This is a genomic window from Pseudomonas sp. HMWF021, from assembly GCF_003061005.1.
GTDB lineage: Bacteria > Pseudomonadota > Gammaproteobacteria > Pseudomonadales > Pseudomonadaceae > Aquipseudomonas.
The window spans coordinates 1-20,102 of sequence record NZ_QAIK01000017.1 but is presented as its reverse complement, the minus strand read 5'-3'; the positions used below and the strand labels follow the sequence as shown (position 1 = coordinate 20,102).

At 60.1% G+C, this 20,102-nt stretch carries 20 protein-coding genes; 10 read left to right on the top strand and 10 right to left on the bottom strand.

Annotated elements, in window-relative coordinates; translation table 11 throughout:
* The first annotated feature begins 148 nt into the window (after positions 1–148).
* The 4 genes from DBR18_RS01450 to DBR18_RS01435 all read left to right on the top strand — a co-directional run bounded on the left by DBR18_RS01450 (position 149) and on the right by DBR18_RS01435 (position 3,181).
* Entirely contained in the window at positions 149–817 is a 669-nt protein-coding gene (locus DBR18_RS01450; protein ID WP_108588993.1) for a polysaccharide lyase family 7 protein, read from the top strand.
* A gap of 453 nt (positions 818–1,270) precedes the next feature.
* Complete coding sequence (locus DBR18_RS01445) at positions 1,271–1,633, top strand: DUF6124 family protein (protein WP_108588992.1); 363 nt, start codon at positions 1,271–1,273, stop codon at positions 1,631–1,633.
* Between the two features lie 100 nt (positions 1,634–1,733).
* The gene (locus DBR18_RS01440) at positions 1,734–1,985 is read left to right on the top strand and encodes a helix-turn-helix domain-containing protein (protein ID WP_108588991.1); all 252 of its coding nucleotides are present in this window, start codon (positions 1,734–1,736) and stop codon (positions 1,983–1,985) included.
* Positions 1,982–3,181, top strand: a complete 1,200-nt coding sequence (locus tag DBR18_RS01435; RefSeq protein WP_108588990.1) for a type II toxin-antitoxin system HipA family toxin — start codon at positions 1,982–1,984, stop codon at positions 3,179–3,181. The genes DBR18_RS01440 and DBR18_RS01435 overlap by 4 nt, the downstream gene beginning before the upstream one ends.
* A gap of 82 nt (positions 3,182–3,263) precedes the next feature.
* On the opposite strand, the gene fba is transcribed toward DBR18_RS01435, so the two are convergent.
* The 6 genes from fba to tkt form a co-directional block, all read right to left on the bottom strand.
* Entirely contained in the window at positions 3,264–4,328 is a 1,065-nt protein-coding gene (gene fba / locus DBR18_RS01430) for a class II fructose-bisphosphate aldolase (RefSeq protein WP_003229012.1), read from the bottom strand.
* A gap of 252 nt (positions 4,329–4,580) precedes the next feature.
* Positions 4,581–4,913, bottom strand: coding sequence for an MliC family protein (locus DBR18_RS01420; protein ID WP_108588989.1), 333 nt, complete (start codon positions 4,911–4,913; stop codon positions 4,581–4,583).
* 57 nt (positions 4,914–4,970) lie between these two features.
* On the bottom strand, positions 4,971–5,192 hold the full coding sequence (locus DBR18_RS01415; protein ID WP_007961876.1) for a hypothetical protein: 222 nt from the start codon (positions 5,190–5,192) through the stop codon (positions 4,971–4,973).
* A 34-nt stretch (positions 5,193–5,226) separates the two neighbouring features.
* The gene (locus tag DBR18_RS01410) at positions 5,227–6,390 is read right to left on the bottom strand and encodes a phosphoglycerate kinase (RefSeq protein ID WP_108588988.1); all 1,164 of its coding nucleotides are present in this window, start codon (positions 6,388–6,390) and stop codon (positions 5,227–5,229) included.
* 26 nt (positions 6,391–6,416) lie between these two features.
* Positions 6,417–7,475 (bottom strand): erythrose-4-phosphate dehydrogenase, encoded by a 1,059-nt coding sequence (epd, locus tag DBR18_RS01405; RefSeq protein WP_108588987.1) that lies wholly within the window; start codon positions 7,473–7,475, stop codon positions 6,417–6,419.
* A gap of 158 nt (positions 7,476–7,633) precedes the next feature.
* A complete protein-coding gene (gene tkt / locus DBR18_RS01400) occupies positions 7,634–9,631 on the bottom strand; it encodes a transketolase (RefSeq protein WP_108588986.1) in 1,998 nt (665 codons plus the stop codon).
* 258 nt (positions 9,632–9,889) lie between these two features.
* Here tkt and DBR18_RS01395 point away from each other — a divergent pair, with 258 nt between their 5' ends.
* The 4 genes from DBR18_RS01395 to DBR18_RS01380 all read left to right on the top strand — a co-directional run bounded on the left by DBR18_RS01395 (position 9,890) and on the right by DBR18_RS01380 (position 14,500).
* A complete protein-coding gene (locus DBR18_RS01395) occupies positions 9,890–10,885 on the top strand; it encodes a metalloregulator ArsR/SmtB family transcription factor (protein ID WP_108588985.1) in 996 nt (331 codons plus the stop codon).
* A gap of 18 nt (positions 10,886–10,903) precedes the next feature.
* Positions 10,904–12,094 carry a methionine adenosyltransferase gene (gene metK, locus DBR18_RS01390; protein ID WP_003229025.1) on the top strand — a complete coding sequence of 397 codons (1,191 nt, stop codon included), beginning with the start codon at positions 10,904–10,906 and terminating at the stop codon, positions 12,092–12,094.
* Positions 12,095–12,333: 239 nt separating this feature from the next.
* A complete protein-coding gene (gene ligB / locus DBR18_RS01385) occupies positions 12,334–14,010 on the top strand; it encodes an NAD-dependent DNA ligase LigB (RefSeq protein ID WP_108588984.1) in 1,677 nt (558 codons plus the stop codon).
* 94 nt (positions 14,011–14,104) lie between these two features.
* On the top strand, positions 14,105–14,500 hold the full coding sequence (locus DBR18_RS01380) for a DUF1090 domain-containing protein (RefSeq protein WP_108588983.1): 396 nt from the start codon (positions 14,105–14,107) through the stop codon (positions 14,498–14,500).
* A gap of 126 nt (positions 14,501–14,626) precedes the next feature.
* On the opposite strand, the gene DBR18_RS01375 is transcribed toward DBR18_RS01380, so the two are convergent.
* A complete protein-coding gene (locus DBR18_RS01375; protein WP_108588982.1) occupies positions 14,627–15,076 on the bottom strand; it encodes a cytochrome c in 450 nt (149 codons plus the stop codon).
* A gap of 128 nt (positions 15,077–15,204) precedes the next feature.
* Here DBR18_RS01375 and DBR18_RS01370 point away from each other — a divergent pair, with 128 nt between their 5' ends.
* Complete coding sequence (locus tag DBR18_RS01370; RefSeq protein ID WP_108588981.1) at positions 15,205–16,377, top strand: murein transglycosylase A; 1,173 nt, start codon at positions 15,205–15,207, stop codon at positions 16,375–16,377.
* Between the two features lie 96 nt (positions 16,378–16,473).
* On the opposite strand, the gene DBR18_RS01365 is transcribed toward DBR18_RS01370, so the two are convergent.
* Positions 16,474–16,857 (bottom strand): MAPEG family protein, encoded by a 384-nt coding sequence (locus DBR18_RS01365; protein ID WP_007961888.1) that lies wholly within the window; start codon positions 16,855–16,857, stop codon positions 16,474–16,476.
* Between the two features lie 38 nt (positions 16,858–16,895).
* Positions 16,896–17,729, bottom strand: a complete 834-nt coding sequence (locus tag DBR18_RS01360) for an EamA family transporter (RefSeq protein WP_108588980.1) — start codon at positions 17,727–17,729, stop codon at positions 16,896–16,898.
* A 158-nt stretch (positions 17,730–17,887) separates the two neighbouring features.
* Between DBR18_RS01360 and DBR18_RS01355 the strand changes: the two genes are divergently transcribed.
* The gene (locus DBR18_RS01355; protein ID WP_108588979.1) at positions 17,888–19,153 is read left to right on the top strand and encodes a sodium:proton antiporter; all 1,266 of its coding nucleotides are present in this window, start codon (positions 17,888–17,890) and stop codon (positions 19,151–19,153) included.
* Here DBR18_RS01355 and DBR18_RS01350 read toward each other — a convergent pair whose 3' ends face one another.
* The gene (locus DBR18_RS01350) at positions 19,154–20,059 is read right to left on the bottom strand and encodes a formate/nitrite transporter family protein (RefSeq protein WP_108588978.1); all 906 of its coding nucleotides are present in this window, start codon (positions 20,057–20,059) and stop codon (positions 19,154–19,156) included.
* Positions 20,060–20,102: the final 43 nt, after the last annotated feature.

Here is a 20,102-nt window from a genome sequence, read left to right as displayed (position 1 = left end):
GATGGCATTTCGACAGGATGTTGACGCCAATCATCTGCCAAACGGGCGTTAACAAAAAACTCCTCTACGCTTATAAATGCCGCCCGAAAAGGCGCGGGCTAGAGCTTCTGGCACTCGCGTTCAGGATGAATTGAGTGGAAGAACCGACATGATCGATCTCGCAACCTGGAACCTCAGCGTTCCCGTCGGCAGTCCGCCGTACACCGTCGAAACCTCCAAACTGGTGAATGGCTTCAAGGACCAATACTTCCATTCCGACACCGGCACGCTGTTTTTCTGGTCACCGGTGACCGGCTCGAAAACCGAAAACGCCATCTACCCGCGCACCGAACTGCGCGAAACCTTCAGCAACGGCACCTTGCGCAACTGGTACTACCCCGATGCCGACAACACCCTGCGCGCGACCCTCGCGGTGAACAAGGTGCCCAGCTCCGGCAAGATCGTCATCGGCCAGATCCACGCCTATGAAAGCCAGCGCCCGATGGTCAAGCTTGAATACCAGTACAAGGAAAAGACCCAGAACGGCAATCTGGTGATCAAGGTCCGCATGCACCCCGACGACAAGGAAAGCCGCGTCATCACCCTCGCCACCGGCATCAAACTGGACAACGAATTCAACTACCTCATCCACTTGAGCCCCGGCGGGGCGCTGGGTGTGAGCGCGGCAGGTTACCAGTGGGATTCACAGATCAGCGCCACCTGGCGCGACAAACCGCTGTACTTCAAGGCCGGGGTGTATGTGCAGGACAACACCGGCTACACCAGCGAAGGCGGCCAGGTCACCTTCAGCAAACTCGACATCGACCACGACAAATAACCACCCCCACTGTAGGAGCTGCCGAAGGCTGCGATCTTTTGATCTTGTTTTTGATTCTAAAAAGACAAAATCAAAAGATCGCAGCCTTCGGCAGCTCCTACATTAAACGTGCGTGTTTAAGCTGAGTCCTGGTTACTTCCCGATGCCTACAACAACTTGCGCGGATACCTACGGCTACGCCAGAATCCGCCGGCTTGTGCGCCTGGAGGGCCATCGGTAACTTGATTCGCGTCACTGATATCCAGTGATCGGGTTTAGTAGCCTGTGGTTTCAAGCTTTGTGCACAAGCATCTGTCAGTCAGGTATTTCGCAACCTGCGCTTGATGGTAACTGTGCGCAGGGCACCTTCGGGTGCGCCGGCTTGCTCGAAACCCCGGTCTACTAACCTGCGTACAGTTGCCTCCACTTTGATTAGTAGCCAGAGAGGGGGCACTCCAATCAGGTTTCGAGCAAATGACCAAATCAACACCACACCCGCCAGACACAGACCCAGCTTCCCCCTACGAATCCCTCAACTCCAAAAAACTCCACGACGCCGCCGAACGCGCCCTCGACCACTACCTCAATCCCGCCGCCCTCATCATGGCGAGCACCAACAAACCCGAGCCCATGTACCTCGCCAACCCGAAGTACGACACCGAATCGCTGCTCGCCAACGCCAGCGAAACTCTGGGCTCGGCAACCGACATGCTCAACAACTTCGCCGCCATCCTCGACTCATCCCACCGCAAGACCGCACTGGGCATCGCGCAAATCGTCATGCTCGGTGAACTGGCGGTGAATCAGGCGCTGGATCATGTGGAGTTGAAAAAGTAGCCGCCCACAAAAAACCCGCCTTACGGCGGGTTCCTTGAGCCAAATGGATTAAATGTTGCGCATACGCTACATTGACTTCAAATTGTTACGGTAGCACAACATGGATCACACTCTATTGATCGGCCGTCTCGGCATTCAATTACGAGAGAAACGTATAAATCGTGGCCTGACGCAGGCGCAGCTTGCCGATCTGGCGGGACTGACAAGATACAAAGTCATCGCGGTGGAGAAAGGTACCCTTTCTGTCGGCATGATCGCTTATGCGCGCGTTTTGGCTGCTCTGGACTGCGAACTCTCGGTGGTTCCAGCAACGATGCCAACCCTTGAAGAGCTTGGGGATTTATTCGAATGAAAATGGCCTCTCTTCAAGTCAGCACCCCACAAGGTAACAGCGGCAGACTTTTCAGCAACGCCGAGGATTTCACTTTTCGTTATCGCGAAGATGCATCGCCAAAAATGGCCATCAGCCTCTCGATGCCTGTACGGCATGACGAATTTCGTCGGCGCGAAATGCATCCTGTTTTTCAAATGAACCTACCAGAAGGCTATGTGCTGGAGCAGTTACGCAATCGCTTGGCCAAGACAGTCAACGTCGACCCAATGTTGCTACTGGCGCTCTCCGGCAGCACATCGCCCATTGGCAGGGTTCACGTACGCTCTGAAACCGTGGATGCCTTGTTGCAGGAGCAAGAATTTCCGGGAGAGAAACTCGAAGAGATTCTCACGTGGGACGGCACGGAAGATATCTTCGCCGACATGCTTGATCGCTACATCCTGCGGGCAGGCATTTCAGGTGTTCAACCCAAATTGCTGGTGCCAGAACGACAAGAGGTAGAGTTGCCACGAGTGACATCCAAAACCTCGGACCTGATCATCAAAAGTGGCAGAGACGAATTCCCGGGCCTGGCGATCAACGAATTCCTGTGTATGTCCATGGCAAAAGACGCGGGCATTCCCGTTCCGCCGTTTTACCTTTCCGACAACGCCAAGCTATTTGTCATGCGCCGCTTTGATCGCGACGATCAGCTCAACCCGATCGGTTTTGAAGACATGGCCGTGTTGATGGGGCTGTCGGCCACTCAGAAGTACAGCAAAAGTTATGCAGCCATCGCGAAGGCAGTTCGAGTATTTTGCCCGGCGATACACTTGCGCACGTCCCTCGATCAACTCTTCGATAGCGTTGCCCTGAGTTGCATCGTCGGCAATGGCGACGCTCATTTGAAGAATTTCGGCTTGCTCTATTCCGAACCGACGCAACGGGATGCACGCTTGGCTCCGGCTTATGACATCGTCAATACCACGGCCTATATCCCGGAAGATGTTTTGGCGCTGGATCTGGCGGGTAACAAGTCAATGTTCGCTTCACGACAAGGATTGCTGGAGTTTGCTCATACCTGTGAAATCGAGAAGCCCAGAGAGCGCATTCAGAAGTTGCTCATCTCTGTTGAGAAGGTGCTCAAGCGCCATTCTCAGTATCGGGAACAGGCGCCTCACGTGTTCACTGCCATCAAGCAATCAGCAGCGCCATTTGCTCTGACTTTTGGATAGTTACAACTGCACGCAGATATTGCAGCCCACAAAAAACCCGCCTCTCGGCGGGTTTCTTGTATCAGCGGTTCAAAGCCAAGGCTTAGTTAACCTTAGCGTTCAACTCACCCTTCAAATACCGCTGGAACATCGCTTCCAGCGAGATCGGCTTGATCTTCGAAGCGTTACCGGCAGTGCCGAACGCTTCATAACGGGCGATGCACACATCACGCATCGCCGTCACGGTGGCGCCGAAGAATTTACGTGGGTCGAATTCGCTCGGGTTGGTGGCCATCAGGCGACGCATGGCGCCGGTGGATGCCAGGCGCAGGTCGGTGTCGATGTTGACCTTGCGTACGCCGTACTTGATGCCTTCGACGATTTCCTCAACCGGTACGCCGTAGGTTTCTTTGATGTCGCCGCCGTACTGGTTGATGATCGCCAGCCACTCTTGTGGCACGGAGGAGGAGCCGTGCATCACCAGGTGGGTATTCGGGATGCGCTTGTGGATTTCCTTGATGCGGTCGATCGCCAGCACGTCGCCGGTCGGTGGCTTGGTGAACTTGTAGGCGCCGTGGCTGGTGCCGATGGCGATGGCCAGGGCATCGACCTGGGTCTTTTTGACGAAATCAGCGGCTTCTTCCGGGTCGGTCAGCATCTGGCTGTGATCCAGAACGCCTTCGGCGCCGATGCCGTCTTCTTCACCGGCCATGCCGGTTTCCAGCGAACCCAGGCAACCCAGCTCGCCTTCAACCGAAACACCGCAGGCGTGAGCCATGGCGACGGTTTGTTGGGTAACGCGCACGTTGTATTCGTAGTCGGTCGGGGTCTTGCCGTCTTCGCCCAGGGAGCCGTCCATCATGACCGAGCTGAAGCCCAGCTGGATGGAGCGCTGGCAGACGTCAGGGCTGGTGCCGTGATCCTGGTGCATGCACACCGGGATGTGCGGGAATTCTTCGATCGCGGCCAGGATCAGGTGACGCAGGAACGGCGCGCCGGCGTATTTACGGGCGCCGGCCGAAGCCTGGACGATCACCGGGGAGTCAGTCTTGTCAGCGGCTTCCATGATGGCGCGCATCTGCTCAAGGTTGTTGACGTTGAAGGCTGGAACGCCGTAGCCGAACTCGGCTGCGTGGTCCAGCATCTGGCGCATGCTGATAAGTGCCATTGTGTGTGTCTCTCCCGGTTGAGGGTCGTTAATCGTGCCAGCCTGCCGGAGCGGCGGCGGCTATTCAAGTGATTGCAGATCGGGGGTTGAGGCCCGGTCTGGTGATTCGATAAAGCAAATTCTCAAGAACTACGCAGAACCCTTGTAGGAGTGAGCCTGCTCGCGATAGCCATCTTGCAATCAATATTGCAGCGACTGTCATACCGCTATCGCGAGCAGGCTCACTCCTACAATGGGCCTGCGGTGTTGCAATTACTCGGCCTTGCAGCCGCGGCCAATCAGGTCATTGGTGGCGACCCAGTACACCAGGCCTTCGTCACCCTTGACGTGAAACGCCAGCATGCCGTCGCTGTACAGCACGCCCGAGGCGCCCGGCTCTTCTTTCAGGCGATAGACCTGATCACCGCCGCCCAGCCGTACATCGACTTCCTTCTGGCCGGCATCGGCGTAGCGCCACAGCACTTTGGCCTGGCTGTCGCAGGTCCAGGTGGTCCAGTTGTCCGCAGGCGCGGACGACTGAAACAGGTTCATCTGCGCGCAACCGCCCAACAATGCCAACGCCGCAATGGCGATCAAGCCTTTCATCCGTGTTCCTCGACTGACAGCCAACGCCGCCAGCCCTGCGTTAAAGAGTCAGACCGGTCAAGGACAACCATGTTCCTTGGCCGGGGTTTGCGTCTCGTATTTGTCCAGGCCGTCCGGCCCCGAGCGCTTGTTCAGCACCGGGTTGGTTTCGGCCTGCCAGTCGGCCTGATAGCAGCCTTTCTGTGCCGCATCCGGCGCAGGCGTGGCCTCGGCCTTCGGGTTACTCCCGCAGGCCGCCAGCGTACCGGTCAGCAACAACAGCGCTAACGACTTGACCATGTGAACACTCCTTTGCCTGGCCAAACGGGCGGCCTCAGGCCTTGGCCCGGCTTTCCAGGACTTCAACGGCTGGCAGCACCTTGCCTTCGACGAATTCGAGGAACGCGCCGCCACCGGTGGAAATGTAGGAGATTTGCTCGGCCACGCCATATTTATCGATGGCCGCCAGGGTGTCGCCACCGCCGGCAATGGAGAATGCGGCGCTGTCTGCGATGGCCTGGGCCAGCACTTTGGTGCCGTTGCCGAACTGGTCGAATTCGAACACGCCGACCGGGCCGTTCCACAGAATGGTTTTCGACGATTTCAGCAGTTCGGCGAAGTTGGCTGCGGTTTGCGGGCCGATATCCAGGATCATGTCGTCAGCGGCAACGTCAGCGATCAGCTTGACGGTGGCTTCGGCGCTTTCGGCGAATTCCTTGGCAACGACCACGTCCACCGGCAGCGGCACGCTGACCTTGGCAGCGATGGCGCGCGCGGTGTCGAGCAGGTCCGGCTCGTACAGCGACTTGCCGACCGGGTGACCAGCAGCCGCCAGGAAGGTGTTGGCGATGCCGCCGCCGACGATCAGTTGATCGCAGATCTGGCTCAGGCTGTTGAGCACGTCGAGTTTGGTCGAGACCTTGGAGCCGGCAACGATGGCCGCCATCGGCTTGGCCGGTGCGCCCAGCGCCTTGCCCAGTGCCTCCAGCTCAGCCGCCAGCAGCGGGCCAGCAGCGGCGACTTTGGCGAACTTGGCCACACCATGCGTCGAACCTTCAGCGCGGTGTGCGGTGCCGAAAGCGTCCATCACGAACACGTCGCACAGGGCGGCGTATTGCTGAGCCAGGTCATCGGCGTTCTTTTTCTCGCCCTTGTTGAAGCGCACGTTTTCGAACAGCACGATGTCGCCGGCCTTGACGTCAACACCGCCCAGGTAATCGGCCACCAGCGGCACGTCGCGGCCCAGGGCCTTGCTCAGGTAGTCGGCGACTGGCTTGAGGCTGTTCTCGGCGGAGAACTCGCCTTCGGTCGGACGGCCCAGGTGCGAACACACCATCACCGCCGCGCCTTTTTCCAGGGCCAGCTTGATGGTCGGCAGCGAAGCCAGGATACGCGCATCGCTGGTGACAACACCGTCCTTGACTGGGACGTTGAGGTCTTCGCGGATCAATACGCGCTTACCTTGCAGATCGAGGTCGGACATCTTCAACACGGTCATGGGTCGCACTTCCTGAGTAACTGTTCTTAGAGAGCAGGTTTTTTTGAAATCGCTGTTTGCAGATAGTGTTCTGCAACGTCCAGCATTCGGTTGGCAAAACCCCATTCGTTGTCGAACCAGGCCAGGATGTTCACCAGTTTGGGGCCGGAAACACGGGTCTGACTGGCATCGACGATGGCCGAATGTGGGTCATGGTTGAAATCACAGCTGGCGTGCGGCAACTCGGTGTAGGCCAGCAGGCCCTTGAGCGGGCCGCTGGTGGCGGCCTCGCGCAGGATCCGGTTGACCTCGTTGGCATCGGTCGCGGTGGCGGTCTGCATCGTGATGTCGAGGCAGGACACGTTGACCGTCGGCACGCGTACGGCTTTGGCCTGAATTCGCCCGGCAAGTTCCGGCAGCAGGCGCTCGATACCACGCGCCAGACCAGTGGACACCGGGATCACCGACTGGAACGCCGAACGGGTGCGGCGCAGGTCTTCGTGGTGATAGGCGTCGATCACCGGCTGATCGTTCATTGCCGAGTGAATCGTGGTGATCGACACGTAATCCAGGCCGATCGCCTTGTCCAGCAGACGCAACAGCGGCACACCGCAATTGGTGGTGCAGGAGGCGTTGGATACCAGCAGTTCGGCGCCGGTCAGGCAATCCTGATTGACGCCGTAGACGATGGTGGCGTCGACATCCGCCTCGCTGGCCATCGGCTGCGAGAACAGCACCCGTGGCGCGCCGGCGTCGAGGAACCGCTGGCCGTCTTCGCGAGTGTGGTAAGCGCCGGAGCATTCGAGCACCAGGTCGACGCCTAGCGCCGCCCAGTCGATGCCTTCGGGGGTGGCACTGCGCAGGACCTTCACGCAGTCGCCATTAATATGCAGACAATCGCCGTCTACTCGCACTTCGCCGGGAAAGCGGCCGTGGGTGGAGTCGAAGCGTGTCAGGTATTCGATGCTGGCCATGTCGGCCAGATCGTTGATCGCGACAATTTCAAACCCTGCCGTCGAGCCTCGCTCGAACAACGCACGCAAGACGCAACGACCAATCCGGCCGTAGCCGTTGAGTGCAACTTTGTAGGGACGCGGTTGAGGCATGGGGTTCTCGATAGTATTCGCTAACAACACAACCCCATGTAGGAGCTGCCGAAGGCTGCGATCTTTTGATCCTGTTTTTAGATCAAGATCAAAAGATCGCAGCCTCCGGCAGCTCCTACAGGGGAACGCGGCAGCCGGGGCTACCGCATTCGTACTGCTTAGTCTTCCAGCAGCTCTTCAGCCTGACCCAGGATGTTGTCCAGGGTGAAGCCGAACTCTTCGAACAGTGCCGAAGCCGGAGCCGACTCACCGTAGGTGGTCATGCCGATCACGCGGCCTTCCAGGCCCACGTACTTGAACCAGAAGTCGGCGTGAGCCGCTTCGATCGCGATACGGGCGCTGACCTGCAACGGCAGCACCGATTGCTTGTAGCCGGCGTCCTGAGCGTCGAACACGCTGGTGCAAGGCATGGAAACCACGCGCACCTTGCGGCCTTGTTCGGTCAGCTTGTCGTAGGCCTGAACGGCCAGACCGACTTCCGAACCGGTGGCGATCAGGATCAGCTCAGGCTCGCCTGCGCAATCCTTCAACACGTAGCCACCACGGCTGATGTCGGCGATCTGGCCGGCATCGCGTTCCTGGTGCTGCAGGTTCTGACGCGAGAAGATCAGTGCCGATGGGCCGTCCTTACGCTCCAGCGCGTTTTTCCAGGCCACTGCCGATTCAACGGCATCGGCTGGACGCCAGGTGTCGAGGTTCGGCGTGGTGCGCAGGCTGGTCAGTTGTTCGATCGGCTGGTGCGTCGGGCCGTCTTCGCCCAGACCGATGGAGTCGTGGGTGTAGACGTGGATCACACGCTTCTTCATCAGCGCCGACATGCGCACGGCGTTGCGCGCATATTCCATGAACATCAGGAAGGTCGCGCCGTAAGGCACCAGGCCGCCGTGCAGGGATACGCCGTTCATGATCGCGGTCATGCCGAATTCGCGCACACCGTAGTACATGTAGTTGCCGCTGGCGTCTTCAGCATTGACGCCCTTGCAACCTTTCCACAGGGTCAGGTTGGAACCGGCCAGGTCAGCCGAACCGCCGAGCAGTTCCGGCAGCAGCGGGCCGAACGCGTTCAGGGTGTTCTGGCTGGCTTTACGGCTGGCGATGGTTTCGCCCTTGGCCGCCACTTCAGCGATGTAGGCCGAGGCTTTTTCGGCGAAGTCAGCCGGCAGTTCGCCGCTCAGACGACGGATCAGCTCGTTGGCTTCGGTCGGGAACGCGGCGGAGTAGGCAGCGAAACGCTGATCCCACTCGGCTTCGGCAGCGCGACCTTTTTCCTTGGCATCCCACTCGGCATAGATGTCGGCCGGGATTTCGAACGGGCCGTAGTTCCAGTTCAGCGCCTGACGGGTCAGGGCGATTTCCGCGTCACCCAGTGGGGCGCCGTGGCAATCTTCCTTGCCCTGCTTGTTCGGCGAACCGAAACCGATGGTGGTCTTGCAGCAGATCAGGGTCGGCAGCGGGCTCTTGCGTGCGGTCTCGATGGCGGTCTTGATCTCTTCCGGATCGTGCCCGTCGACGTTGCGGATCACCTGCCAGTTGTAGGATTCGAAACGCTTCGGGGTGTCATCGGTGAACCAGCCTTCGACTTCGCCGTCGATGGAGATGCCGTTGTCATCGTAGAAGGCGATCAGCTTGCCCAGGCCCAGCGTACCGGCCAGGGAAGCGACTTCGTGGGAAATGCCTTCCATCATGCAGCCATCACCGAGGAACACGTAGGTGTGGTGGTCAACGATGTTGTGGCCAGGACGGTTGAACTGCGCGCCCAGAACCTTTTCTGCCAGCGCGAAGCCGACGGCGTTGGCCAGGCCCTGACCCAACGGGCCGGTGGTGGTCTCGACGCCCGGGGTGTAGCCGAATTCCGGGTGGCCCGGGGTGCGGCTGTGCAGTTGACGGAACTGCTTGAGGTCGTCGATCGACAGGTCGTAACCGGTCAGGTGCAGCAGCGAGTAGATCAACATCGAACCGTGGCCGTTGGACAGCACGAAGCGGTCACGGTCGGCGAACGATGGATTGCTCGGGTTGTGCTTGAGGTAGTCGCGCCAAAGCACTTCGGCGATATCTGCCATACCCATGGGGGCACCGGGATGGCCGCTGTTGGCTTTTTGCACGGCATCCATGCTGAGGGCACGAATGGCGTTGGCACGCTCACGACGGCTAGGCATCGCTGATCTCCTGGGTGTGAATAGATTGAAACGGAAAAAAGGAGGGCATTTTCCCTCACCGGAGCGCTTCGGGGCAATGACAGATAGTCATCCAGAGGCGTTTTTCCCGTGCTGGGCGGCGGTTTCGTCTGGTGAAACCTTTCCGCTGTTCGTTTGTAGAGTTAACCAGCCAGTGAGAAGTGCCATCTATCGAGCAATATCAAAACTTTTTGATATTGCCCTTGCGGCGATTTCCCACCGTCACTAGACTGCTGCCCCATGAACTTACGCGTGCCTTCCATTCGCCATGACGACTGCGACGAGCTGGCGGCCCTGTGCAAGGCCGGTGGCGATCCGCTGCGCCTGAATGTATTGCGCGCGCTGGCCAACGATTCGTTCGGCGTACTGGAGCTGGCGCAGATTTTCGGTATCGGTCAGTCGGGCATGAGCCACCACCTCAAGGTGCTGGCCCAGGCGGATCTGGTAGCAACACGCCGCGAAGGCAACGCGATTTTCTATCGCCGCGCCCTGCCCCACACCGAATTGCTGGGCGGCAAGTTGCACGCCGCGTTGTTAGAAGAAGTCGACAATCTGGCGCTGCCGGACGACGTGCAGACGCGCATCGCTCAGGTCCACGGCCAACGTGAAGCCGCCAGCCAGGATTTTTTCACTCGGGTCGCGGAAAAATTCCGCGCCCAGCAAGACTTGATCGCAGGCCTGCCGCAGTACCGCGACAGCGTGCTGGCCCTGCTCGACAAACTGAACTTCAATGGTGCTGCCACGGCCATTGAGGTCGGCCCCGGCGATGGTGCTTTTCTGCCGGAACTGGCCCGCCGCTTCGGCACCGTAACCGCGCTGGACAACAGCCCGGCGATGCTCGAACTGGCGCGTCAGGTATGTGAACGTGAACGGCTGGCTAACGTCAGCCTGCAATTGGCCGATGCATTGAATGGCACAAGCCTGACGGCCGATTGCGTGGTACTGAACATGGTGTTGCACCATTTCGCCGCGCCGGCCGAAGCGCTCAAGCACATGGCCGGCCTGCTGCAACCGGGCGGTAGCCTGCTCGTGACAGAGTTATGTAGCCACAACCAGAGTTGGGCCAGGGAGGCCTGCGGTGATCTGTGGTTGGGGTTTGAACAGGACGATTTGGCCCGTTGGGCCACCGCTGCGGGACTCGTTCCCGGGGAAAGCCTCTATGTAGGCTTACGTAATGGTTTCCAGATCCAGGTTCGCCACTTTCAGCGACCGGCTGGCGACACTCACCATCGGTAAATTCAGGAAAACATCGAGATGAGCGAATACTCCCTCTTCACCTCCGAGTCCGTGTCTGAAGGACATCCGGACAAAATCGCCGACCAGATTTCCGATGCGGTGCTGGACGCCATTATTGCCCAGGACAAACACGCACGCGTTGCCGTGGAAACCCTGGTCAAGACCGGTGTGGCCATCGTTGCCGGTGAAGTGACCACCAGCGCCTGGGTTGACCTGGAGCAGATCGTTCGTGACGTGATCTGCGACATCGGCTACACCAGTTCCGAAGTCGGCTTCGACGGCGCGACCTGCGGCGTGATGAACATCATCGGCAAGCAGTCCCCTGACATCAACCAGGGTGTTGACCGTGCCAAGCCTGAAGATCAGGGCGCCGGCGACCAGGGCCTGATGTTCGGCTACGCCAGCAACGAAACCGACGTGCTGATGCCAGCACCGATCACCTTCTCGCACCAGTTGGTGCAGCGTCAGGCCGAAGCCCGTAAATCGGGTCTGCTGCCTTGGCTGCGTCCGGACGCCAAGTCGCAAGTGACTTGCCGTTACGAAGGCGGCAAGGTGGTCGGTATCGATGCCGTTGTACTGTCGACCCAGCACAACCCTGAAGTGTCGTACAAAGACCTGCGCGAAGGCGTGATGGAGCTGATCGTCAAGCACGTGCTGCCTGCCGAACTGCTGAGCAAAGACACCCAGTTCCACATCAACCCGACCGGCCAGTTCATCATTGGCGGCCCGGTAGGTGACTGCGGTCTGACCGGTCGCAAGATCATCGTCGACAGCTACGGCGGCATGGCTCGTCACGGCGGTGGCGCGTTCTCCGGTAAAGATCCATCGAAGGTTGACCGTTCGGCTGCCTACGCTGGCCGTTATGTTGCCAAGAACATCGTGGCGGCCGGCCTGGCCGAGCGTTGCGAGATTCAGGTGTCCTACGCCATCGGTGTGGCCCAGCCTACCTCGATCTCGCTGAACACCTTCGGCACCGGCAAGATCAGCGATGACAAGATCATCAAACTGGTGCGTGAAGTGTTCGACCTGCGTCCATACGCGATCACCACCATGCTCGATCTGCTGCACCCGATGTACCAGGAAACTGCAGCCTACGGCCACTTCGGTCGTGCTCCGCAGACCAAGACTGTTGGCGAAGACACCTTCACCACCTTCACCTGGGAAAAAACCGACCGCGCCGACGCTCTGCGTTCTGCCGCTGGCCTGTAATTCCCCGGCTGCAAAAAAGCCCCGCACGGTTCGCGCCGTGCGGGGCTTTTTCATGTTTTCCAAGAGCAAAAGATCGCAGCCTTCGGCAGCTCCTACACAACGCATCCCCCTGTAGGAGCTGCCGAAGGCTGCGATCTTTTGACTTTAACGCTGCGCAACACCCCGCAAAACACTCAGGCTACCCGACCCGCAATCCTCGCCTAGCCTTCAAGCATTCCCCCTGAGCAAGGACGCTCAAAATGCTTGCCACGCTGCGCCTGTTTTCCGTTGTTCTGCTGAGCTTCGCCCCTCTGATCGCTTACTCAGCCTGCCCCGACTGGTCTGCCAGCAGGGCAAACATGGAAATCTCCGCCCTGCAAAAACAGATCGACCAATGGGACGACGCCTACCACCGTGAAGGCCGCTCCCTCATTGCCGACGACCTCTATGACCAATCACGCCTGCGCCTCAACCAATGGCGCCAATGCTTCCAGCAGCCCCCGGCGCCCGAACCTTTGCGCACAGCGTCTGGCTCAATCGCGCATCCAGTCGCCCACACCGGCCTGGACAAGCTTCACGAAGCGGCCGCCGTTCAAGCATGGTTAAAGGATCGTCAGGACGTCTGGGTACAACCCAAGGTCGATGGCGTAGCGGTCACGCTGGTTTATCGCCGAGGATCGCTGCAGCAGGCGATCAGTCGTGGTGACGGTATCAGCGGCCAGGACTGGACAGCGGCGGCACGAGAGATCCCGACCATTCCCCAACAACTGACCCAGCCCATCGATCTGCTGGTGCAGGGCGAACTCTACTGGCGCCTGAACCAGCATGTGCAGGCCAGCGCCGGCAGCGTCAACGCCCGGGCCACTGTTGCCGGGCTGATGAATCGTAAAAACCTGAGCAAGGAACAAGCAGCGGGGATCGGCCTGTTCGTCTGGGACTGGCCGCAAGGCCCCGCAAGTCTGCCTGAACGGATTTCGACGCTGGCGACCTTGGGCTTCACTCCGACAGCCCCGTTCAGTCATGCCATCAGCGACCTTGCCGACGCGCAACAATGGCGGGACCACTGGTATCGATCCCCCCTGCCATTTGCCAGCGACGGCATTGTTCTGCGCCAGAGCCAGCGCCCACCCGCCGAGCGCTGGCAGGCGAATTCACCCTATTGGGCCGTCGCCTGGAAATACCCGTTCGCCCGGGCACTGGCCGAAGTGCGCAAGGTGAATTTCAAGGTCGGGCGCACCGGGCGCATTACGCCAGTGCTGGAGCTGATGCCCGTGAGGCTCGATGACCGCGAGATCAAACGGGTCAGCGCCGGCTCACTCAAGCGTTGGCAGGCCCTGGACATCCGGCCCGGTGATCAGGTGGCAATCAGCCTGGCCGGGCTGACGATTCCGCGTCTCGACAGCGTGGTGTTGCGCACCACTGAACGAGCCGCCCTCGACATTCCCGACACGCGCGACTTCCACGCCTTGAGTTGCTGGCAGCCGACACCCGGTTGCGAAAGCCAGTTTCTCGCGCGCCTGACGTGGCTCAGTGGCAAGCAAGGTCTGGCGATGCAGAATGTCGGTCGTGGTACCTGGGAGAAACTTCTGGAAACAGGCCGCCTGAACAACCTGCTGGATTGGTTGACCCTCGACGAGCCAGAGCTTGCTAACATTGCCGGCTTCGGCGAGCGCAGCAGTGCACGCCTGATGCACAGTTTTCACAGTGCCCGACAAAGGCCTTTCACGCAGTGGCTGAAAGCAATGGGTCTACCGCCGACCGGCCAGGCGCAACTGGCCGACTCGTGGCAGGCACTGGCACAACGCGACACCGAACAATGGCAGACGGAAGCCGGAATCGGCCCGGGCCGCGCGGCGCAATTGAGCGCTTTCTTTCGCGATCCGCAGGTGCTGGCCCTGAGTGACACCTTACGCGCCGCCGGAATCGACGGTTTCTGAACACGCAATCCCCGGCTGCCGGGAACCGAAGGGCCACCAGACGCTCAAACTGCGCAGTGCCCCCGACCCGATTGCCTTTGCACATGGAGCTTTTATGAAATTTCTTGCACCGCTTGCCTTGCTGACCCTCTGTGGCGTTCTGACCGCGCCTGTGATGGCTGACGAAGATGCGCCAGGCCTGACCGGTTGCGCCGCGAAGAAGCAGGGCATCATCAATCAGCTCGAACAAGCCAAATCCCGTGGCAATACCGATCAACAGGCCGGCCTGCAAACCGCTCTGGATGAAGTGACGAAGAACTGCACCGATGCCGGCCTGAAGAAAGAGCGCGAAAACAAGGTGCTGGAAGCCAAGCACGAAGTCAGCAAGCGCCAGGCTGATCTGGACAAGGCGATGAAGAAGGGCGATCCGGAGAAGATCGACAAGCGCAAGAACAAGCTCGCCGAGTCGCGCAAGGAACTGCAGGACGCGCTGGACCAGATCGACAAGTAACCGGTAATGCGGGGAATTTGATGCCCTCTTCGCGAGCAAGCCCGCTCCCACATTTGATTTGTGAACGACACAGATCCAGTGTGGGAGCGGGCTTGCTCGCGAAGGCGTCAGCTCAAACAACAGAAGTCAATGATCGCGAAACTCTTTATGGCAAGCGCTGCAGGCATCTTCAACCTTCTGCACCGCAGGTCCCAGGTTGCTGGCCTTGTACGGCTGAACCTTGCTGGCAATCACCAGTTCACTGGTGGCCGCCTCAAGGTTGCGGGCCAATTCCTGAAAACGTGCCTGACGCAGCCAGACATCGTCCTTGGCACTGGTGTGATCTTCTTCACGCACCTGCGGGAAATGCTTCCACGGCTCATGGGACAACGCATCGAGCTTCACCGCGCCTTCGGCGAATTTCGGCCCGTCGAACGGAATGCGTCCGCGCAACATGCCACCCAGGTCTTCGCCGGTCTTGAGCATCTGCTTGAAGATTGCCTTGCGTTGCCCCAGCGGGGAATTCGGATCGACACCGCCACAGGCGGACAGCGTCAGACAGGCCAGCAATACAACAGAAATGCTTTTAAGAGTCATGGTGGCTTCAGGTCACGGAATTCGGCGGCCAGTATCCTCGCGTCGCGGACAAACACCAATAGCCCTATTAAAAATACGGGTTGCCCGAGCGCATGGAGCACTTGGGCAACCGGCACAGGAATCACTCCATGAACAGCCGTTTCAAGGCCTGGCGTCACCCGCTGATCGCAACCCTGCCGCTGCTGGCAATCCTTGCCGGTTGCACCGGCAGTGACACAGACAAACCGAAAACCCACGCCTTGGCCACTTACTCCAGCGCTACCTGGGAAGCCTTGCCGGCCGTGTCCGACAGCGATCTGGTCGCCGGTTTCGGTTCATGGCGCAGCGCCTGCACCCGGCTCAAGGCCGACCCGATCTGGGGCGGCACCTGCGCCGCAGCCGCCAATGTGCCGCAAAGCGCCAGCGAAATCCGCGCCTTCCTCAAGCAGAACCTGGAGGTGTATGGCCTGCGCGCCGAGCATGACAACCCCAACGGCCTGATCACCGGCTACTACGAACCGGTCTACCCCGGCAGCATCACCCCCACGGACGTGGCCAACGTGCCGGTGTATGGCGTGCCTGAAGACATGATCATCGTCTCGCTCGACAGCATTTACCCGGAGCTCAAGGGCAAGCGCCTGCGCGGTCGCCTCGAAGGTCGGGTGCTCAAACCGTACGACGACGCGGCAACCATTGAATCCAAAGGCGTGAAAGCCCCGGTGGTGGCGTACCTGACCGATCCGATGAACCTGCAGTTTTTGCAGATCCAGGGTTCCGGGCGGATCCAGACACCGGACGGCAAACAACTGCGCATCGCCTACGCCGACCAGAACGGCCACCCGTATCGACCGATCGGCCGTTGGCTGGTCGAGCAAGGCGAGCTGAAGAAAGAAGACGTGACCATGGGCGCGATCAGCAACTGGGCCAAGGCCAACCCGTCGCGTATTCCGGAACTGCTGGGCAGCAACCCGAGCTATGTGTTCTTCACCCGCAACCCTGACAGCAACGAAGGCCCGCGCGGCTCGTTGAACGTACCGCTGACGGCCGGCTATAGCGCGGCGGTGGATCGCAAGGTGATTCCGTTGGGCAGTCTGCTGTGGCTGTCGACCACCCGCCCGGACGGCACTGCTCTGGTTCGCCCGGTCGCGGCGCAGGACACCGGCGGCGCGATTGCCGGCGAGGTGCGTGCGGACCTGTTCTGGGGCACCGGTGATGCGGCCGGGCAACTGGCCGGCGACATGAAACAGCAGGGGCAGATCTGGATGCTCTGGCCCAAAGGCGCGGCATTGCCGCAAGTGCCACAGGTGGCTGACAAACCCTGAAAAGCAAAAGATCGCAGCCTTCGGCAGCTCCTACAGGGTTGATACATATTCCCTGTAGGAGCTGCCGCAGGCTGCGATCTTTTGATCCTGCTTTATCTATACCGACACAAAGAAGAAAGCAGCAATCAACCCCATCCCCACAAACCACACCAGCGACCGCAGAATCGCCCAGTCCGCCAGGTAGCAGATGATGTACAGCAGGCGACTGGTGATAAACATCACCGCCAGCACATTCACTGTCACCAGCTGCGCCGTGCCCACCAGATGCGCAACGATCACCGCCGCGGCAAACGCCGGGGTCACTTCGAAGCTGTTCAGCTGGGCCGCATGCGCACGCCGGGCCACGCCGTTGAGACTTTCCAGAAAGTCCCGGGGATCATGGTTGTCGCTCAGTCGGTAGCCGCCCACTGCCTTGGCCACGCCCGTGCAGATATAGGGCAGGAAAATCGCGATCAACACGCACCACAGAGCTACCGTCATAGAGCCGTCCTTCTTCAAGTGATAGAAATGGCGGGCAGTCAGAACTTCATCACCAGCATGCCGATCAGCACCAGCCCACAGGCTAAGAGCCGCGGTCTGCCGAAAGGTTCTTTGAGGTATCGCATGCCGAACAGCACCACCAGAATCACGCTGATTTCACGCAGCGCTGCCGCTTCGGCAATCGAGCCCAACTGCATCGCCCACAGCACCAGAGCGTAGCTGAACAACACACAGAACCCGACCGCCAGGCCCAGCTTCCACTGCTCGCGCCAGAACACCAGGAACGCCGGGCGTTTGGCGACCCACGCCAGCAACGGAAACGGCCAGGCACTGAGCAGCGTGACCCAGACCAGGTAATCCAGTGGATGCGACCAGCGCCGCAAGGCCTGACCGTCAATGTAGGTGTAGCAGCCGATACACAGCCCGATCAGCGCCACCACCGGCAGCATCGACCACGGCAGATGCTTGCCGCCACCGCCCTGCCAGAGCAGACATGCCATGCCCAAGGGAATCAGCATGATCCCGAAGATCTGCTGCGCGGTGAGCACTTCGCCGGCAAAGATCAAGGTCAGCGCCAGCACCACCAGCGGCGACAAGCCGCGCATCAACGGATAAACCAACCCGAGGTCGCCGACCCGATAGGCCTGTATCAGTAAATAGCGATACAGCAGCTCGAATGCTGCCGACGCCAGAATCCACGGCCAGATCTCCAGCGGCGGCAGACTGATGAATGGAAATGCCAGCGCCACGAACAAGAGCGCCACCGTGTCCATGCACGCCACCACCAGCAACCGTTCGGCACTGAACTTGATCAGGGTATTCCACGTCGCATGCAACAGCGCCGCCATCAACACCAGAACTGTCGCCGCCACGTCCCACTCCTTGAATTTTTGTTGATGACCCTACACCAATGTGTGCAGCTGACCAACCGAGGGGACTCGATTGTGTCCCAACCCCGGATCAGCCCATCCAACCTTTGCGCCGAAGAATCGGGGCGCTGTCTTTCCACCCCCCATCCAATGGAGCCCGGATGCTAGAACTTGTCGCCGCTTTTATCTGCCTCACCACCCTTCTCACCTTCGTCAATTACCGCTTCATCGGCCTGCCGCCGACCATCGGCGTGATGGTCACCGCGCTGATGTTCTCCCTGTTGCTGCAAGGCCTGAGCGTGCTCGGTTATCCCGGCCTCGAAGAACGCGTGCAGCAACTGATCGGCCAGATCGATTTCGGCGATCTGCTGATGAACTGGATGCTGTCGTTCCTGCTGTTCGCCGGCGCCCTGCACGTCAACCTGAACGACCTGCGCAGCTACCGCTGGCCCATCGGCCTGCTGGCGACCTTCGGTGTGCTGATTGCCACCGCCGTGATCGGCAGCCTCGCCTACTACATTTTTGCCCTGTTCGGCTGGCACGTGAGCTTCCTCTACTGCCTGCTGTTCGGCGCGCTGATTTCGCCGACCGACCCGATTGCGGTGCTCGGCGTACTGCGTACGGCCAATGCCTCGAAGCCACTGAAAACCACCATCGTCGGCGAGTCGCTGTTCAACGACGGCACTGCGGTGGTGGTGTTCACCGTGTTGCTGGGCATCGCTCAACTGGGTGAAACGCCGACCATCGGCGCCACGGCCATGCTGTTCGTTCACGAAGCCATTGGCGGGGTGCTGTTCGGCGGGCTGATCGGTTATGGGGTGTACCGGATGATCAAAAGCGTCCAGCAGCATCAGATCACCGTGATGCTGACCCTGGCGCTGGTGATCGGCGGTTCGGCGATGGCCACCGAGCTGCACGTCTCGGCGCCGATTGCGATGGTGGTGGCGGGTCTGATCATCGGCAACCTGGGGCGCAACCTGGCGATGAACGACATGACCCGCAAGTACCTCGACGGCTTCTGGGAGCTGCTCGATGACATGCTCAACGCCCTGCTGTTCGCGCTGATCGGCATGGAGCTGTTGCTGCTGCCGTTCAACTGGGCGCACGTGGCGGCGGCCAGTTTGCTGGCGTTGGCGATTGTGCTGTCGCGCCTGCTCACCGTGGCCCCGGCGATCGTTCTGCTGCGGCGTTGGCGCACGGTGCCGCGTGGCACCATTCGCATCCTGACCTGGGGCGGTTTGCGCGGCGGTGTCTCGGTGGCGCTGGCGCTGGCCTTGCCATTGGGCCCGGAGCGCGATCTGCTGCTGAGCATCACCTACATCGTGGTGCTGTCGTCGATCCTGTTGCAGGGCTTGACCATCGGCAAACTGGTCAAGCACGCCACCCGTGACGAGCCGGCCCCAGCGGCCGAGTCTGCGCAACACTGATCATTTCTTGATCTGCTGCGGATCGGGCTTTTCGGCCTGATCCGCAGAGTGTTTCCCTATGCCTTTTTCTTTCGGCGCGCCGCTCTCGCTGCGGATCTGCGCGTGGCTGATCAGGGCGAAGATGAAACTGCCGCCGATGATGTTCCCCGCCAGCGTGGGCCCGGCAAACACCATCCAGAAATCACTCCACGGCAGCTCGCCGGCAAACACCAGATACGACACTTCCGCCGAACCGACCACGATGTGGGTGAAATCGCCGAGCGCCATCAGGTAGGTGATGAGGATGATGATCCACATCTTCGCGCTCTCCATGGACGGGATCATCCAGACCATGGTGGCGATCATCCAGCCGGAAACGATGCCTTTGGCGAACATCTGGCTGGCGTGGTTCTCCATGACCTTGCGGCCGATTTCAAGGAAGGCGTGATCAGTCTTGGTGTCGAAGATCGGCAGCTCGAGCATCACGTACGCCACCAGAATCGTGCCGCACAAATTGCCGAACAGGACCACGCCCCACAAGCGGATCAACCGGCCGAAATTGGCCAGGGTCGGCTTGGTCATCACCGGCAGAACGGCGGTCAGGGTGTTTTCGGTGAACAGTTGCTGGCGGGCGAGAATCACCGCGAGGAACCCGGCGCAGTAGCCGAAACTGGCGATGACCTTGAATTCATCGCCCTCGGGCAGGCGTGAATTAAGCAGGCCCATGCCCATCAGTGACAGGCCCATGGTCAGCCCGGCGGCGAGCGCCGACCACCACAGTGCGGCGATGCTGCGCTCCAGCTCCTGATCGCCTTGGGTGCGGATGATTTCATGCAGAACCGCCGCGCGGGGCGGCTGGTTTTTCTCGACTTCGTGTTGTTCGTCGCTCGAGAGATTGGGGGTCTTGCCGTCGGTGGGCGTGGTCATGGCGTGGGAACCGGGTGGGGGGCTTTTAGCTACGACCGTTCTT

Bases quoted from the DNA above. Each gene is read 5' to 3' on its own strand.
- DBR18_RS01370 (WP_108588981.1), top strand. From the start codon at position 15,205: ATGAACAGCCGTTTCAAGGCCTGGCGTCACCCGCTGATCGCAACCCTG.
- DBR18_RS01395 (WP_108588985.1), top strand. From the start codon at position 9,890: ATGAACTTACGCGTGCCTTCCATTCGCCATGACGACTGCGACGAGCTG.
- DBR18_RS01415 (WP_007961876.1), bottom strand. From the start codon at position 5,192: ATGGTCAAGTCGTTAGCGCTGTTGTTGCTGACCGGTACGCTGGCGGCC.
- DBR18_RS01355 (WP_108588979.1), top strand. From the start codon at position 17,888: ATGCTAGAACTTGTCGCCGCTTTTATCTGCCTCACCACCCTTCTCACC.
- DBR18_RS01445 (WP_108588992.1), top strand. From the start codon at position 1,271: ATGACCAAATCAACACCACACCCGCCAGACACAGACCCAGCTTCCCCC.
- ligB (WP_108588984.1), top strand. From the start codon at position 12,334: ATGCTTGCCACGCTGCGCCTGTTTTCCGTTGTTCTGCTGAGCTTCGCC.
- DBR18_RS01435 (WP_108588990.1), top strand. From the start codon at position 1,982: ATGAAAATGGCCTCTCTTCAAGTCAGCACCCCACAAGGTAACAGCGGC.
- fba (WP_003229012.1), bottom strand. From the start codon at position 4,328: ATGGCACTTATCAGCATGCGCCAGATGCTGGACCACGCAGCCGAGTTC.
- metK (WP_003229025.1), top strand. From the start codon at position 10,904: ATGAGCGAATACTCCCTCTTCACCTCCGAGTCCGTGTCTGAAGGACAT.
- DBR18_RS01440 (WP_108588991.1), top strand. From the start codon at position 1,734: ATGGATCACACTCTATTGATCGGCCGTCTCGGCATTCAATTACGAGAG.
- DBR18_RS01380 (WP_108588983.1), top strand. From the start codon at position 14,105: ATGAAATTTCTTGCACCGCTTGCCTTGCTGACCCTCTGTGGCGTTCTG.
- DBR18_RS01350 (WP_108588978.1), bottom strand. From the start codon at position 20,059: ATGACCACGCCCACCGACGGCAAGACCCCCAATCTCTCGAGCGACGAA.
- tkt (WP_108588986.1), bottom strand. From the start codon at position 9,631: ATGCCTAGCCGTCGTGAGCGTGCCAACGCCATTCGTGCCCTCAGCATG.
- DBR18_RS01365 (WP_007961888.1), bottom strand. From the start codon at position 16,857: ATGACGGTAGCTCTGTGGTGCGTGTTGATCGCGATTTTCCTGCCCTAT.
- DBR18_RS01420 (WP_108588989.1), bottom strand. From the start codon at position 4,913: ATGAAAGGCTTGATCGCCATTGCGGCGTTGGCATTGTTGGGCGGTTGC.
- epd (WP_108588987.1), bottom strand. From the start codon at position 7,475: ATGCCTCAACCGCGTCCCTACAAAGTTGCACTCAACGGCTACGGCCGG.
- DBR18_RS01410 (WP_108588988.1), bottom strand. From the start codon at position 6,390: ATGACCGTGTTGAAGATGTCCGACCTCGATCTGCAAGGTAAGCGCGTA.
- DBR18_RS01450 (WP_108588993.1), top strand. From the start codon at position 149: ATGATCGATCTCGCAACCTGGAACCTCAGCGTTCCCGTCGGCAGTCCG.
- DBR18_RS01375 (WP_108588982.1), bottom strand. From the start codon at position 15,076: ATGACTCTTAAAAGCATTTCTGTTGTATTGCTGGCCTGTCTGACGCTG.